Source organism: Streptomyces sp. NPDC088116, assembly GCF_044741745.1.
Taxonomy (GTDB): Bacteria; Actinomycetota; Actinomycetes; order Streptomycetales; family Streptomycetaceae; genus Streptomyces.
In genome coordinates this window covers 229191-244502 of sequence record NZ_JBIUTF010000006.1, presented here as the reverse complement: position 1 = coordinate 244502, position 15312 = coordinate 229191, and the positions used below count along the sequence as shown (strand labels likewise).

Below are 15312 nucleotides of genomic sequence, written 5' to 3'. Positions count from 1 at the left end.
GATGGATCTCGACGACTGTCCCGTCCGTGAGGAGCGGCCCGCCCGCGAGGAGCGGCCCGGTATCCATATCGCCGACTGCGGCGACTCCGCCGTGGTGGTCACCGCCACCGGGGCCGACGCCGACAGTCGCTGGCAGACCGTCCACGCCGTGGCCGACTCGATCGGCGCCGACGAACCCCCGGGCGTGTACGGCATCGTCCCGGCCTACGACAAGCTGCTCGTGGAGTTCGACTGCGCCGTCACCGACCACGAGGCCGTCACCCGCGCGGTCCGGGCCGCCCTGGCCGGGTCCGCCGCCGGCACAGCACAGCGCCCGGCCGCCCAGCACTTCACCGTGCCCGTCGTGTACGGGGGCGAGCACGGCCCGGACCTGCCCGTCGTCGCCGAGCAGCTCGGGCTGACCGAGCAGGAGGTCATCGACCTGCACTCCGGCACCTCGTTCACGGTCCGATGTCTCGGCGCCCCGGCCGGCTCCCCGATGATGGACGGGCCGCCGTTCCCCGCCCCCGTTCCCCGGCTGGCCTCGCCCCGTACGAGCGTCCCCGCCGGATCGATCGCGGTGGCGGGCCGGCAGGCCGTCATCTGCCCGATGCGCTCACCGGGCGGCTGGCCGCTGCTGGGACGTACCCCGCTGCGCATCCTCGACCTCGACGCGGACCCGCTGTGCCCCTACCGGCCCGGCGACCGCTTCCGGTTCGTGCCGATCAGCCCCGACCGGTGGGACGACTACACCGGCGCCTCGCTGGAGGCGGCACATGAGTGAGACTCTGACCGTCCACAAAGCCGGTATCTCCGTGCTCCAGGACCTCGGCCGGTACGGCCGCTCCCGCTACGGACTGCCCCTCAACGGCGCCCTCGACCAGTACTCCGCGCAGGCCGCCAACGCGCTCACCGGCAACCGCCCGAGCGACCCGATGATCGAGATCACGGCACTCGACTTCAGCTGCACCCCGTCCACCGACGTCCTCATCGCCGTCACGGGCGCCCCCGCCGACCTGACCGTCGACGGCGTCCCGCAGGCGTGCTGGGAAGCGGTGGCCGTCCGGCCCGGCCAGACCATCTCCATCTCCCGGATCAGGGACGGGCTGCGCGTCTACCTCGCCGTACGCGGCTCCATCGAGGCACCCACCCTCCTCGGCAGCTGCGCCCCCGACACCGTGCTCGGCTTCGGCCGCTCCCTGAGCGACCGCGACGAACTCGGCATCACCAACGCCTGCCCGCCCATCGACCACCCCGTCACCCGCATCCCCCTTTTCCGCCTGGGCGCACCCATACCCCGGGTCGGCGAGCCCTGGACCATCGACACCACCGAAGGTCCCGACGCCGCCGAATTCGGCACCACCGGTGAACTCCTCTACCGTTCGGAATTCACCGTCACTCCGCGGAGCAACCACATCGGCCTGCGCCTCAGCGGTCCCGTACCGCAGCGCGTCACCACCGGCGAAGTGCTCTCCCGCGGTGTCCCGGTCGGGGCCGTAGAAGTCCCCGCCGGAGACGAACTGCTCGTCCTGCACCGAGGTCGCGGGGTCACCGCCGGATATCCGGTACTCGCGGTCGTCACCTCAACCGGCCTGTCGGACCTGGGACAGGTCCGGCCGGGTCAGACCGTCCGCTTCCGCAAACGCACCGTCGCGGAAGCGGTCGCCGCTCACCGTCAGCGGCAGAACGCGCTCCAGGCACTCAGCCGACGGGCCACTGCTGTCTTCGACGCACTGAAAATCCCCGCTGTCACCCATTGACAGCGGTCGGAGCCGCCTCCCCGGCGGGCGCGTTCCCGCGCGCCCGGACAGCCTCTCCGCATTCGGAGGAAGCATGGCCACTACCGTCAACTCCAGCACCCCCAACCCGCCTGGAACCACAGGTGACTCCAGCACCACAGGGTCCACGGAAGAGACCGTCCTCGACAGTAAAACCGTCAGGCGGGTCACTCTCGCCGGCTGTATCGGCGTCTTCGTCGAGCTGTACGACAACGGCATCTACGGATTCCTCGCCGGCACGCTCGCCCTGGTCTTCTTCCCCGACCAGAGCGCCCAAGCGGCGATGCTGCTCACCTTCCTGACCTTCGGCATCCCGTTCTTCGTCCGTCCCCTGGGCGGCATCGTCTGCGGCTACCTGGGCGACCGTATCGGCCGTCAGCGGATGCTGGTCTTCGTCATCATGCTGATCAGCGCGGCCACCGCGGCGATCGGTCTGCTTCCTGGATACGCGTCGATCGGTATCGCGGCTCCGATCCTGCTGGTCCTGCTGCGCTTCGCGCAGGGCTTCTCCGTCGGTGGCGAGGCCGCCGGCGCGATGACCTTCCTCGCGGAGTACGCGCCCGAAGGGCGCCGCGGCCGGCTCACCAGCTACGCGCAGATCGCCTCGTTCACCGCGCTGCTCGTCGGTACCCTCACCGCCACCACCCTCAACGCCACCCTCAGCGAAGACGCGATGGTGTCGTGGGGCTGGCGCATCCCCTTCCTGCTGGCGATTCCCATGGGCGTCATCGGGTTCTACCTGCGTAAGCGGATCAAGGACACCCCGCGCTTCGAGCAGATGAAGGCGGAGAAGAAGCTCTCCAGCAACCCCATGCGCGAGGCGTTCTCCACGAAGGAGCACCGCAAGGCGGTTCTCCTCGCGATGCTCATCCCGCTGCTCAACGGCTCCGGCTACTACGTCCTGTTCTCGTACATGCCCACGTACCTGAACAAGGAGCTGCACTTCAGCGTCGTCCAGGGCCTGATCGTCACCGCGTGCAGCCTGGTGGCCATCAACATCGCCATCCCGTACGCGGGACGGCTCTCCGACAAACTCGGCCGCAAAAAGGTCATCGCCGGATCGGCCATGGCGATGGCCGTGCTCGGATACCCCTGTTACCTGCTGCTCACCCAGGGCTCCCTGGCGCTGGCGATCCTCGGCGGGATCCTCATGGCGGTCGTCTTCGCCGGTCACACCGGTGTGATCCACATCCTGCTGGTCGAACTGTTCCCGACCCGGATCCGCTACTCCGCCTACGGCTTCGGCTACAACATCTCCGCCGCGGTCTTCGGCGGCTCCGCCCCCTTCCTGATGACCTGGCTCATCGGGCTGACCGGCAACACCCACATCCCGGCCTTCTACGTCGTGGCCACCGCACTCGGCACGTTCTTCGCGGTGCTGCGCATCCGCGAAACGGCCCACACCCCGCTGCGCGACGAGTAACCCTCCCGCCCCCGGACTCCCCACACACCCGAACGCCCCACCTGCCGGCACCCGCACGACAGAGCAACAGAGGAGAACACCCTCATGGCCTTTTCCGACTACAGGACCGCGCTGGTGACCGGCGCGTCGACCGGCATCGGCGCCGTCGTCGTCGAGCGCCTCACCAAGCAGGGACTTCAGGTCCACGCCGTGGCCCGCAACGCCGACCGGCTCGCCGAACTGGCCGAACGTACGGGCTGTGTCCCGCACGCCGTGGACATCACGGACACCGCCGCGCTGGCCGAAATGCTCGAAGGCATCGAGATCGATGTCCTCGTCAACAACGCCGGGGTCTCCCGCACCGGCAACATCCTGACCGCCGACGAGTTCGCCGTGGACGAGCAGATCGCGGTCAACGTCCAGGCCGTCCTGCACCTCGTACGGCTGATCATGCCGGGCATGGTGGAGCGGGACCTCGGCCACATCGTCAACATCAGCTCCATCGCCGGCGTCTACAACTTCGGCGGCAACACCGTCTACCACGCCACCAAGGCGGCCGTGCACACCCTCTCCCGGCAGCTGCGCGTCGACGGCTACGGCAAGCGGATCCGGGTCACCGAGATCTGCCCGGGACGAGTCGAGACCGAGATCTTCGGCCGTCTGCTCGGCGACATGGACAAGGCCCAGGAGCTGTACTACGACGGCTACGAGTCGCTGAAGCCGGAAGACGTCGCCGACGCCATCGAGTACGCCGTCGGCACACCCCGGCACGTCAACATCGGACACATCGAGATCCTGCCGACCTTCCAGGTGCCCGGCGGTCTCAACTTCGAGAAGAGGGAGGGCTGAGGTGACCACCGCCGAGAACTTCACCCCCGCCGCCCGGCTGCTGCGCATCAACGAGTCCCCGAGCACCGCCGCGGCGGCGCGGGCCCGTGAACTGAAAGCCCAGGGCCGGGACATCCTCGACCTCACCGTCGGGGAACCCGACTTCGACACCCCCGAGAACATCAAGCAGGCGGCGGTCGAGGCGATCGGTCGCGGCGAGACCAAGTACACGCCGGTCAACGGCACCCCCGCGCTGCGTGACGCCATCGTCGCCCGGCTCGCACGGCGGACCGGCATCACGTACGGCACCGACCGGATCGCGGTGGGCGGCGGCGCGAAGCAGATCATCTTCCTCGCGCTGATGGCCACCGTCGACACCGGCACCGAGGTCATCATCCCGGCGCCCTACTGGGTGTCGTACCCCGACATGTGCCGCGCCAACGACGGCGAACCGGTCATCGTCCCGTGCCCGCGGGAGGACGGCTTCAAGCTCACCCCCGAGCGGCTGTCGGCGGCCATCACCGAGCGCACCCGCTGGCTGATTCTCAACACGCCGTCGAACCCGACCGGTGCGGCGTACTCGGAGAGCGAGCTGCGCGCGCTCGCCGACGTCCTGCTCGCCCATCCGCACGTGTCCGTGCTGACCGACGAGATCTACGACGAGATCTGGTACGAGCAGACCGCCGCGCTCAGCATCGTCGGCGTCGAGCCACAGCTCAAGGACCGGGTCCTGCTGGTCAACGGGGTCTCCAAGACCTACGCCATGACCGGCTGGCGGATCGGCTACGCGGCCGGGCCGGCCGGCATCATCGGCGCGATCAACAAGCTCCAGTCCCAGATGTCCTCGTGCCCGTCCTCGATCAGCCAGGCGGCGGCGGCCGAAGCACTCAGCGGTGACCAGGGGTTCGTCGGCGAGAGCGTCGCCGTCTACCGTGAGCGGCGCGACCGCGTGATCGGACTGCTCGAAAAGGTCCCGGGACTCTCCTGCACGGAGCCGAGCGGAGCCTTCTACCTGTTCGTCGGCTGCGAGGGCCTGATCGGGCGGCGTACCCCGGACGGCCGTCTCCTCGACACCGACCAGGACGTGACCCTGTACCTGCTGGAGCAGGGCGTGGCGGTCATCCACGGCGGCGCGTACGGGGCGTCCCCGTACTTCCGGGTCTCCTTCTCGACGTCCATGGCCGTCCTCGAAGAGGCCTGCGAACGCATCGCCACCGCCTGCGCCGCCCTGACCTGACCCGCACAGGACCGCTCCGAACCGTCCTGACCACCCTGTCCCCGAGCCGAGAGGACTTCCCATGCTTCATGTCACCACCAAGGTCGACCGCCCCGACCCCGACCTCGTCGCCCGGCTGGCAGCCTACGGGTCCGCCACCGTCCACGAGGCCCAGGGCCGCCTCGGCGCCCTCAGCTCCTCGATCAAACCGGTCGACCGCACCATGTCGTTGTGCGGGCCCGCCTTCACGGTGCGGTGCGCCCCGCGCGACAACCTGATGCTCCAGGTCGCCATCGCCCACGCCCAGCCCGGCGACGTCGTCGTGGTCTCCGCGGGCGAGTACACCGAGGCCGGCTCCTTCGGCGACGTACTGGCCAACGCCTGCCAGGCCAAAGGCCTCGCCGGACTCGTCACCGACACCGGCGTCCGCGACACCGAGCAGCTCCGTGCGCTCGGCTTCCCGGTCTTCTCGTACAGCGTCTCCATCAAGGGCACGGTCAAGGAGACCGTCGGGCCCATGAACGAGCCCATCCTGATCGGCGGCGAACTCGTCCGGCCCGGCGACGTGATCCGCGGCGACGCGGACGGCGTCGTGGTCGTACGCCGCGAGGACCTGGCGTACGCGGTCGAGAAGTCGCAGGAGCGCGAGGACGCGGAGGAGGGCTACATCGCCGACTACCGCGCCGGCAAGAGCACCATCGAGGTGAGCAACCTCGCAGGCGTGCTCAAGGCGAAGGGCCTGGTGATCGACGGCTGATCCCCGTTCGGATCACACCGCGCCCCTCGGGCCCACCGGATCGGTACGGCGCAGCGTAAGGATGGCGATGTCGTCCTGCTGATGGCCGGCGGTGAAGGCACGCGCATCGTCGTGCAGCGACCGGGCGAGGTCGCGCGGCGACTGCGCGAGCCGTCCTTCGGCCTCCGGCCGTGCCCAGTCGGCCAGGCGTTCCTCCAACGGGAAGAAGACACCCGCGGGGGAGCGCGCCTCGGTCAGACCGTCGGTGCACAGCAGCAGTGTGGTGCCGGCCGGGAAGTCGAACCGGTCGACGGCGCGGTGGCCCGGCGCCAGTGACCGGAGGCCGAGGGGCAGGTCGGCCTCGCCGAGCGGTACGGACAGGGGCACGCCGGGGCCGATGAGATACGGGCGGGGGTGGCCGCAGTTGACCACTTCCACCCCCGGTGTGCCGCCGATGCCCAGGACGAGGGCCGTGACGAACCGTTCCGGCTCGTCGGTCTCGGCGGCGACGGCGTTGTGCCGTACGACGGCGTCCTCCAGGGCCTCGACAAGTCCGCCGAGTGTCGCCTCGCGATGGGCCGCCTCACGGAACGAGCCGATCACGGCGACGGCCACCCCGATCGCGGCCAGGCCCTTGCCCTGGACGTCACCGATCAGCACCCGGGTGCCGTAGGGCGAGGCGACCAGATCGTAGATGTCGCCGCCGACGAGCTTGTCCTCCTGGAGCGGCTCGTAGACGCCGTCCATCAGAACCTGGCCGGTGAGCAGGGGCAGCGGACGCAGGATGCTGCGCCGCATCGCGGTCGCGGTGGACCGCAGCCGCAGCAATTCGTTCTCGTGCCGGATCCGGTAGCGGCAGCCCAGCACACTGAGCACGCCGAAGACCGCGGTGAGCAGCACCGCCACGAGGTTGTCGGTCCGGTGCTGCGGCTGGTAGGCCAGTGACAGCGCCACCACGGCCGTGGCCCAGCAGGCGGTGACCGTGGTCTGCGGCACGGTGCAGAACGCGGCGGCGAACGCCGGGAGGAAGGCGAGCAGCCCGGCGAGGCGTACCCCGACGCCGGTCAGCACGTCGAGCGCGATGATCAGTGCCGTCAGTCCCACGATCCACAGCAGTACGGCGCCGTTCGACGGCCAGCGAGCGCGGCGGCCGGCCCGCCGGAGGCCGGCCGTTTCCGCACGCTCGTCGGCCCTGCTGGCCACACCGCACCCCCTCCGTCGCCGGGCTCCAGTGCCCCTCCCGGCAAGGTTTGCCCGGTCGCGGCCTCAGGGTCTTTCGTTTGGATCTTGCCGGGCTCGCGTGCCCCGGCACCGCGCCTCGCCGCGTTTCGTCACTCGACGACTCCTCCACTGCCTCAAGGGCGTGGGAGGTGCCCCCTCCGCGTCGCCTCACTCCTCCGCCTTGCCATGCACGGCGCCGGACGCCCCGGGCCGTCCGACAAGACCGACCGGACAGGACCTAGCTCCCACTCTCGGCCCCGGCCCCTTCGGGCGCGAGCGGCGAAGGGCACGCGTGTGACCGGGACGGAGATCCGGAAACCCGCGACACCGGCCTCGGATCAGTGCGAGATCACCGCGACAGATACGTCCACTCGCCCGCGAGCAGCGTGCCGTGCACCGGCATACGGCGCAGCACGGCCGGGTCCGCGGTGAGCGGATCGGCGTCCACGACGACCAGGTCGGCCCGGTCTCCCACCCGTACGGACCGGCGTCCGCGCGCCGATGCCGCCAGCGCCTGCGCCACCGACAGGCGCTGCTCCGGGTGCCAGGCCGGGCGGGAGTCGTCGGTACGGTCGACGGCGTTCGCGATGGACCGCCAGGGATCGAGCGCGGCCACCGGGGCGTCGGAACCGAGCTCCAGCCGGGCCCCGGCGGCGAGCAGGTCCGCGAACGGGAAGGCCCGGTGCGTACGGCCGTGCCAGTGCCGGTCGGCGACGTCCCGGTCGTCGACGGCGTGCGTGGGCTGCACCCCCACGGTGATGTCGAGGTCGGCGAAGCGCGGCAGGTCCTCGGGCCGCAGGAGCTGACCGTGTTCGATCCGGCCCCGGCAGCGGACGGACGCGAAGGCGTCGAGCGCCATTTCGTTGGCGTGGTCGCCGATGGCGTGGACCGCCGGCTCGATGCCGTGCGCGGCGGCCCGGCGCATCACCGCGGCCAGGGACCCGGGCGTCACCCGGGCGATCCCGTACTCCTCGGGATCGCCCGGCACCATGCCCGGATACGGGTCGTGGCACAGGGCCGTACGGGTGTTGAGGGAGCCGTCGGTGAACAGCTTCAACGGGCCGGTCTCCAGCAGCCCGCCGGGCAGGTCCGGCGGCGCGGCGCCGGTCCGCAGCCCCCTGCCGATGGCCGCGTCCAGGTACTCGGGATAGACGGCGGCGGCCACTCTGACCGGTACGGTCCCGCCCGCCATCCGGCGGGGCCAGTCGGTGAGATTGTCCGCCCACTCGAAGTCCACCAGGCCCGTGATGCCGAGTCGGGCGGCCGCGGCGCAGGCGTCGCGGACCCAGGTGTCGGCGGACTCCTGGGACACGGAGGAGAGTGCGGCGGTGGCCTGGAGGCACTCGGCCTCGCGCAGTATCCCGGTGGGGTGGCCGCCGTGGCCCAGCGAGGCGAGAGCGGCGGAGTTGAGCCAGGCCGTGTGCAGGTCGGCGCCGACGAGGATCGTGGGGCGGTCCGGGACGACGGCGTCCAGCAGATCCTTGTGGGGGAGGTCCGGCCACAGGCCGTCCCGGAAGCCGTAGCCCGCCAGCAGTTCACCGGGTGACATTCCGGCGGCGCGTTCCCGTACGGCGTCCGCGGCGGCGCGGGCCGAGACGGTGCCCGCCAGGTCGAGACGGCGGCGGGCCACGGCCCACTGCACGATGTGCACGTGCGCGTCCCACAGGCCGGGCAGGAGCGTACGGCCGTCGAGATCGACGCCGCGTTCACCGACGCGTCGCGATGCCCCCGCCGGGTGGATCTCGCTGACGAGTCCGCCCTCGGTCCGTACGTCGCACAGCGGCCCGCCCGCCCCGAGGCGGACCCGGCGCAGTGTGCGCGGCGCGGCGGGTGAGGCGGACGGGGAGGGTGGCTGGGGTGCGGTCACGGCTGCCTCCTGACGGCGCGCATGGCGCGGGCGGGTTCCGGGTGGTCGAAGGTCCGGTCGGTGCTGATGATCCGTGCCCGGGGCGGACACCGGCTCGTCGCACTCCGGAATCCCGTCCTCGCGGCGCGGGCACCCGCGCGATGCCGACGCGCCGCGAGGAGACGGCGTAACGGATACGGGGTCACAGCGGCTTCCCGGCCCCTTCACGGCGGGCGGTCGCCGGCTCCGGAACGGGAGTGGTCCGTGCGTGGTCGGCGGCACCCAGCAGCGTGGCGTACTGGATTCCGGCGAGCGTCGCGATCGGCAGGGGATCGCCCGTCACCGGCTCCGCCTCGTCCTCCCACGCGGTGTACACGCGCAGCAGGTCCTGGTGGCATTCGCGCACGAGGGGAGTGGCGGTGCCCGCGGTCAGTTCGGCGCCCAGGGCACGCAGCAGCATGCCGCCGAACCGGATGCGGAAGCTGTGCACGGAGTGCCGGCAGGCGTAGCGTTCCGCGACGGTCGCGGGCCGGGCCTCCAGGCCGTCGGCGCGGGTCCTTTCCAGCGCGGCGATCTTGGGCAGCGAGGGGACGAAGTCCCGTACGGCCCGCAGGAACGGGGTCGGGATGGTCAGCTGCGGACCGGCGGCGTCGAGGATCGAGCCCAGTACCTCGCCGGTGCCGGACAGTCCCTCCGCCCGTTGCCGCACGACATCCGCGTAACTCTCCGGTACGGGCGTGTTGTCGTCGGCGTCGGGGTGCGCCCAGTGCGGGACCTCGGTCGCGAAGTAGAAGGTGCCGTATGCCTCGGTGTACGCGGCGCTCGAAGCCCCCGAGATCTCGGTGGCGGGGTCGGCTCCGAGGCTGTCCAGATAGTCGTAGGCGTCCCGCATGTCGATGCAGCCGTACACGGCCGGCGCGTAGCGGGGAGCGTGCGCGGCCTCCGGTTCGCCGGTGGCCAGCGGGATTCCGGCCGCCGCCGGGATGGCCTCCAGGAGTGAGTACAGTTCGGGCGCCGGCCGGTTGACGTAGTAATAGACGCCGCCCGCCTCGCAGTTGTGCAGTGTGGTGAGGAAGCGGGGCCGGGTGGCGTCCAGCAGCCGCATCAGGGCGAGCGTCTCGGGCAGGACCCGGTCGAAGTAGGCGTCGCGGTAGGAGAACGGGAAGGTCCACTCGACCTGCTCGTCGCCCGCGGGACGGTAGAAGTGGCGTCCGTAGAGCCGCTTGTCGGCGGGGGCACGGAACCAGCCCTCGTTGAGCCGGGCACCGTCCGGATCGATGCACGGCACGATGTGCCACTCGCCGCCGAAGTGCGACCGCAGCCCGTCGTCCTCGCACAACTCGGTCGCCAGGTGCAGGGCGGTGACGGCGCCGACGGGCTCGTTGGGGTGCACCCCGCCGACGACGACGAAGTGGGGTACGGAGCCGGTGCCGGTGTCCGTGAGGTTGTCGGCGGGGGCGTCGCGGTGGTGCACGGTGAAGCAGTACAGGGGTTCGCCGAGGCGGCTGGTGCCGATCCGCCGCTCGGTGATCCGACGCGGATGCCGCGCGGCCAACGCCCGGAAGGAGGAGAGGAGTTCGTCCATGCCCGGGTAGGTGTCCGTCGTGGGTACGGTCCCGGTGCGCCGGACCCATTCCGCCGGGGTGAGGCCGGATGAGGGGGCGGACTGCTGAGAGGTGGCGCTTGCCATGGGGGTGTGGTTCTCCGGGTGTCGTCGAGAAACTGTGTCAACGCAAAGATAGGCGTGCCGGATCCGCGTCCGGAGGCGTGCCCGCAGGCGCGTTCGGTGAGGCACCGCTCCAGCGCCGTCTGCCGATGACGGGTAAGTCCCGTACTGGCGAGGCAACTCGTCCCGGACGCCCTGTGGACGGCCGTCGACGAGGCCGGGGCCCGCCTGGTGTGCCGAGATCGTCGGGGCGGCCGACGACCGCCGTTGCAGCGGGAGGTGGGAGCCGTCGGCCGTGCGGGCGGGTGCGCACCGGAGGCGATGGGTCCCGGGTCGCCGGAAACGCGGCCGACATCTGCGAGCCGATGCCGGGAAACACACGCTGCCTACTGTCCCGCCATGGACACAGGGCTGCACGCACAGTCGGACACGGTGGACGACCCGCCGGCCGGCGGTCCTCCCGAGAGGCCGTCGGCCGTCGCCACGAGCGGGACAGGTACGGGCCTGGCCGCCGACGAGACGCTGGAGGACTACACCCTCCGGTTCGCCCCGCGCTCGTACCGCCGTTGGACACCGATGGTCGTCGCGACCACCGCGCTGGGCGGGATCGCGTATCTCGCCGACTTCTCCATCGGCGCCGGTATCGGCCTCGCGCACGGCACCGGGAACGCGCTGGCCGCGATCGCCGTCGCCGCCGCGGTCATCTTCGTCACCGGCTTCCCGCTCGCCTACTACGGGGCTCGCTACAACATCGACCTGGACCTGATCACCCGGGGTTCCGGCTTCGGCTACTACGGGTCCGTCCTGACCAGTGTCATCTTCGCCAGCTTCACCTTCATCTTCTTCGCCCTCGAAGGCTCGATCATGGCGCAGGGGCTCAAGCTGGGCCTGGGACTGCCTCTGTGGCTGGGGTACCTGGTCTCGACCCTCATGGTGATCCCCCTGGTCATCTACGGGATGAAGGCGCTCAGCAAACTCCAGGTCTGGACGACTCCGGTCTGGCTGCTGCTGATGGTGGGCCCGCTGGTGTACCTGATCGCCACCGACCCGGGCACGGTGAACCGTTTCCTCTCGTATGCGGGATCCGACGGCGACGGGGGCGTCAACACCGCGTCCGTGCTGCTGGGCGTGGGAGTGTGTCTGTCACTGATCGCGCAGATCGGCGAGCAGATCGACTATCTGCGCTTCATGCCGCCGAAGACCGAGGCGAACCGGCGCGGCTGGTGGACCGCGGTGATCATGGCCGGTCCCGGCTGGGTGGTGCTCGGCGCGCTGAAGCAGGCCATGGGGGTCTTCCTGGCCGTGTACATCCTTTCCGAGGTGGGGCCGGTGGCGGCCACCGAGCCGATTCAGCAGTTCCGGGGCGCCTTCGACGCGATGATGCCGTCCTGGCTGGTCGTTCCGCTCGCCGTGGTCCTGGTGGTGATCAGCCAGATCAAGATCAATGTCACCAATGCCTACTCCGGCTCGCTGGCGTGGACCAACTCCGTCACCCGGGTCACCAAGCACTACCCGGGCCGGATGGTCTTCGTCCTGGTCAATCTGGCGTTCGCGCTGATCCTGATGGAGGCCGACATGTTCAGCTTCCTCAACAACATCCTGGGCTTCTACTCCAACTGCGCCATCGCGTGGGTCGTCACCGTCGCCACCGACATCGGGGTGAACAAGTACCTGCTCAAACTGTCCCCGCACGCCCCCGAGTTCCGCCGCGGCATGCTCTACGCCGTCAACCCGGTGGGTGTGGTGGCCTTCGTCGCCGCTTCCGGTCTGTCGATCGCCATGTACTTCCACGCGCTGGGCGACACACTCCAGCCGTACTCGCCCGTCGCCGCCGCGCTGATCGCCTTCGTCGTCACACCGCTGATGGCCGTGGTCACCAAGGGCCGTTACTACCTGCGGCGGACGGACGACGGGATCGACGAGCCGCTGCTCGACGCGGAGGGCAATCCCGCCGCGACCACGTACGAGTGCCATGTGTGCCGGCAGGAGTTCGAACGCCCCGACCTGGCCGCCTGCCGTACTCATGACGCGGTGGTCTGTTCGCTGTGCCTGAGCACGGACAAGGCGGGCGACCACGTGCTCCCGGCGGAACCCGCCACCGCCGGGTGACCCGCTCGCACACGACCTGATCCGCTTCTCCCCGGCCCGGTGGCAGCTGCCACCGGGCCGGAGGTGCCCGACCGGCGATGTGCGGTCCGAGTGTCACGTGGCGGTGTGACCCGGCCGCCGTCGTGCATAAGGGGACGTCACACCCCTTGACAGTGTTCTCCCGGGCGTTCCAGGATGCCCGGGTGAACCTGTCAGACAGCCAGACAGCTGGCGCACCCCGGCGGATCAGCGCGATGGAAGCGGTCCTGGTGCATCTGCGCGCCGCCATCGAGGGCGGAGAGTACGCGGTGGGGGAGAAGCTTCCCTCCGAAGCGGAGCTCTGCCGCCGCCTCGAAGTGAGCAGACCCGTACTCCGTGAGGCCCTGCGCGCTCTGCAGACGATGGGGCTCACGGTGTCCCGTACCGGCAAGGGCACCTTCGTCGTCGCCAACGGTCCGGTCGAGGATCCGACCTTCGGCGACTACGCGGCGAGCGACCTCATGGAGGTACGCCGCCATGTGGAGATCCCGGTGGCCGGGTACGCGGCCCTACGGCGTACCCCCGAAGATCTCGACCATCTCTCCCACCTGCTGGAGCGGATGGAGCGTGAGACCGACACCACGGCGTGGGTGGCGATGGACACCCTCTTCCACCTCACCGTGGCCCAGGCCGCCCAGAACCCGGTCTTCCGCAGGGTCATAGAGGAGATCCGGGACGCGCTGGCCCGCCAGTCGGCGTTTCTGAACGAGCTCGGCGGACGGCGCGAGCAGTCGAACCAGGAGCACCGCGAGATCGTCGAGGCGCTGATCGACCGCTCCGAGCCGGACGCCGTCGAAGCGATGACACACCATCTCGCACGCGTCGAATCGACGCTGACCAGCATCGTGCGGCCGCCCCACCGCACGGTTTCCCCCACAGAAGGCGAAGACCAGACGTGAGCGACCAGTTCCTCAAGCAGGCGGACCAGAAACCGCGGGACCAGCGGCCGGCGACGGCACAGCACACCGTGCACGTCGACGCGGGTGACGCCGGATACAGCAAGTCGCTGAAGTCCCGGCACGTCAACATGATCGCCATCGGCGGGGCCATCGGCACCGGGCTGTTCCTCGGCGCGGGCGGCCGTCTCGCCAGCGCGGGTCCGTCCCTGGCCGTGGCGTACGCGGTGTGCGGTGTGTTCGCCTTCCTCGTGGTGCGGGCACTGGGAGAGCTCGTACTGCACCGGCCGTCCTCCGGGGCGTTCGTCTCGTACGCCCGTGAGTTCCTCGGCGAGAAGGGGGCGTTCGTCGCGGGCTGGATGTACTTCCTGAACTGGGCGACCACCGGAATAGCCGACATCACCGCGGTGGCGACCTACACGCACTACTGGGGCATGTTCACCGACGTCCCGCAGTGGGTGATCGCCCTGATCGCCCTCGCGGTCGTGCTGACCGTGAACCTCATCTCCGTGAAGATCTTCGGCGAACTGGAGTTCTGGTTCGCGATCATCAAGGTCGGTGCGCTGGTCCTCTTCATGCTGATCGGCATCTTCCTGCTGGTCACACAGCAGCCGGTCGACGGCCACACCCCCGGCCCCTCGCTGATCACGGACAACGGCGGTTTCTTCCCGGCCGGCATGCTCCCGATGCTGCTGGTCATCCAGGGGGTCGTCTTCGCGTACGCCTCGGTCGAACTGGTCGGCGTCACGGCGGGCGAGACCGCGGAGCCCGAGAAGATCATGCCGAAGGCCATCAACTCGATCATGTGGCGCGTGGCCCTCTTCTACGTCGGCTCGGTCGTGCTGCTCACGATGCTGCTGCCGTGGGACGCCTACTCGGGCAAGGAGAGCCCCTTCGTCACCGTGCTGTCCAACATCGGGATACCGGCGGCGGGCGGTGTGATGAATCTCGTCGTGCTCACCGCGGCGATGTCCAGCCTCAACTCCGGGCTCTACTCCACCGGCCGCATTCTGCGCTCGATGGCGATGTCCGGCTCCGCGCCGAAATTCACCGGCGTGATGAGCCGCACCCAGGTCCCGTACGGCGGCATCCTGCTCACCTCCGCCGTCTGCGTGCTCGGCGTGGGCCTCAACTACGTCGTGCCGAGCGAGGCGTTCGAGATCGTGCTGAACTTCGCGGCGATCGGCATTCTGAGCACCTGGGCCATGATCATGGTCTGTCACCTGCTCTTCTGGCGGAAGACACAGGCCGGGCAGCTCGAACGCCCCAGCTACCGGCTCCCCGGCTCGCCGTGGACCGAGATCGTCACCCTGATCTTCCTCGCGTCCGTACTGGTCCTGATGTGGGCCGACGGAGGGCCCGGCCGGACGACCGTCCTGTCCCTGCCCGCCATCGCGGCGGCGCTGGTCATGGGCTGGTATCTGGTACGGGGCCGGGTCGGGACCGTACGGGACGCCGCGGCGTACGAGAAGACCGGCAGCACCGACAGTGTGACCGGTAATCACAACAGCAACAGCAACAGCAACAGCAACAGCAACAGTACGAGCGGTACGGGCAGCGCCGGCAACACCGGCAGCGCTGACGGCACCGACGGCACCACGAACACCGAGAGCTGAT

The 15312-nt window shown here is 70.1% G+C and carries 12 protein-coding genes; 9 read left to right on the top strand and 3 right to left on the bottom strand.

The genetic code is table 11. The features are described 5' to 3' along the window. Window position 1: 1 nt before the first annotated feature. From ACIOJD_RS24650 to ACIOJD_RS24625, 6 genes are all read left to right on the top strand, one after another. On the top strand, window positions 2-763 hold the full coding sequence (locus ACIOJD_RS24650; RefSeq protein WP_401917494.1) for an allophanate hydrolase subunit 1: 762 nt from the start codon (window positions 2-4) through the stop codon (window positions 761-763). Further along, entirely contained in the window at window positions 756-1739 is a 984-nt protein-coding gene (locus ACIOJD_RS24645; protein ID WP_401917492.1) for a biotin-dependent carboxyltransferase family protein, read from the top strand. Before ACIOJD_RS24650 ends, ACIOJD_RS24645 begins: the two co-directional genes overlap by 8 nt. Window positions 1740-1812: 73 nt before the next feature. After that, a complete protein-coding gene (locus tag ACIOJD_RS24640; RefSeq protein ID WP_401917490.1) occupies window positions 1813-3180 on the top strand; it encodes an MFS transporter in 1368 nt (455 codons plus the stop codon). Between the two features lie 84 nt (window positions 3181-3264). Then, on the top strand, window positions 3265-4008 hold the full coding sequence (locus ACIOJD_RS24635) for an SDR family oxidoreductase (protein WP_401917488.1): 744 nt from the start codon (window positions 3265-3267) through the stop codon (window positions 4006-4008). A 1-nt stretch (window position 4009) separates the two neighbouring features. Continuing rightward, a complete protein-coding gene (locus tag ACIOJD_RS24630; protein ID WP_401917486.1) occupies window positions 4010-5224 on the top strand; it encodes an aspartate transaminase in 1215 nt (404 codons plus the stop codon). A 61-nt stretch (window positions 5225-5285) separates the two neighbouring features. Beyond that, window positions 5286-5960, top strand: a complete 675-nt coding sequence (locus tag ACIOJD_RS24625; protein WP_401917484.1) for a 4-carboxy-4-hydroxy-2-oxoadipate aldolase/oxaloacetate decarboxylase — start codon at window positions 5286-5288, stop codon at window positions 5958-5960. 12 nt (window positions 5961-5972) lie between these two features. Here ACIOJD_RS24625 and ACIOJD_RS24620 read toward each other — a convergent pair whose 3' ends face one another. From ACIOJD_RS24620 to ACIOJD_RS24610, 3 genes are all read right to left on the bottom strand, one after another. Then, the gene (locus ACIOJD_RS24620; protein WP_401917482.1) at window positions 5973-7142 is read right to left on the bottom strand and encodes a PP2C family protein-serine/threonine phosphatase; all 1170 of its coding nucleotides are present in this window, start codon (window positions 7140-7142) and stop codon (window positions 5973-5975) included. Between the two features lie 367 nt (window positions 7143-7509). Next, the gene (locus ACIOJD_RS24615) at window positions 7510-9027 is read right to left on the bottom strand and encodes an amidohydrolase family protein (RefSeq protein ID WP_401917480.1); all 1518 of its coding nucleotides are present in this window, start codon (window positions 9025-9027) and stop codon (window positions 7510-7512) included. A gap of 181 nt (window positions 9028-9208) precedes the next feature. Next, entirely contained in the window at window positions 9209-10696 is a 1488-nt protein-coding gene (locus tag ACIOJD_RS24610; protein WP_401917478.1) for a M14 family zinc carboxypeptidase, read from the bottom strand. 375 nt (window positions 10697-11071) lie between these two features. Between ACIOJD_RS24610 and ACIOJD_RS24605 the strand changes: the two genes are divergently transcribed. From ACIOJD_RS24605 to ACIOJD_RS24595, 3 genes are all read left to right on the top strand, one after another. Next, window positions 11072-12781: a purine-cytosine permease family protein gene (locus ACIOJD_RS24605; RefSeq protein WP_401917476.1), complete on the top strand. Its 1710-nt coding sequence runs from the start codon at window positions 11072-11074 to the stop codon at window positions 12779-12781. Between the two features lie 182 nt (window positions 12782-12963). Next, window positions 12964-13698, top strand: coding sequence for a FadR/GntR family transcriptional regulator (locus ACIOJD_RS24600; RefSeq protein ID WP_401917474.1), 735 nt, complete (start codon window positions 12964-12966; stop codon window positions 13696-13698). Then, window positions 13695-15311, top strand: coding sequence for an amino acid permease (locus ACIOJD_RS24595; protein WP_401917472.1), 1617 nt, complete (start codon window positions 13695-13697; stop codon window positions 15309-15311). Before ACIOJD_RS24600 ends, ACIOJD_RS24595 begins: the two co-directional genes overlap by 4 nt. Window position 15312 lies beyond the last annotated feature (1 nt).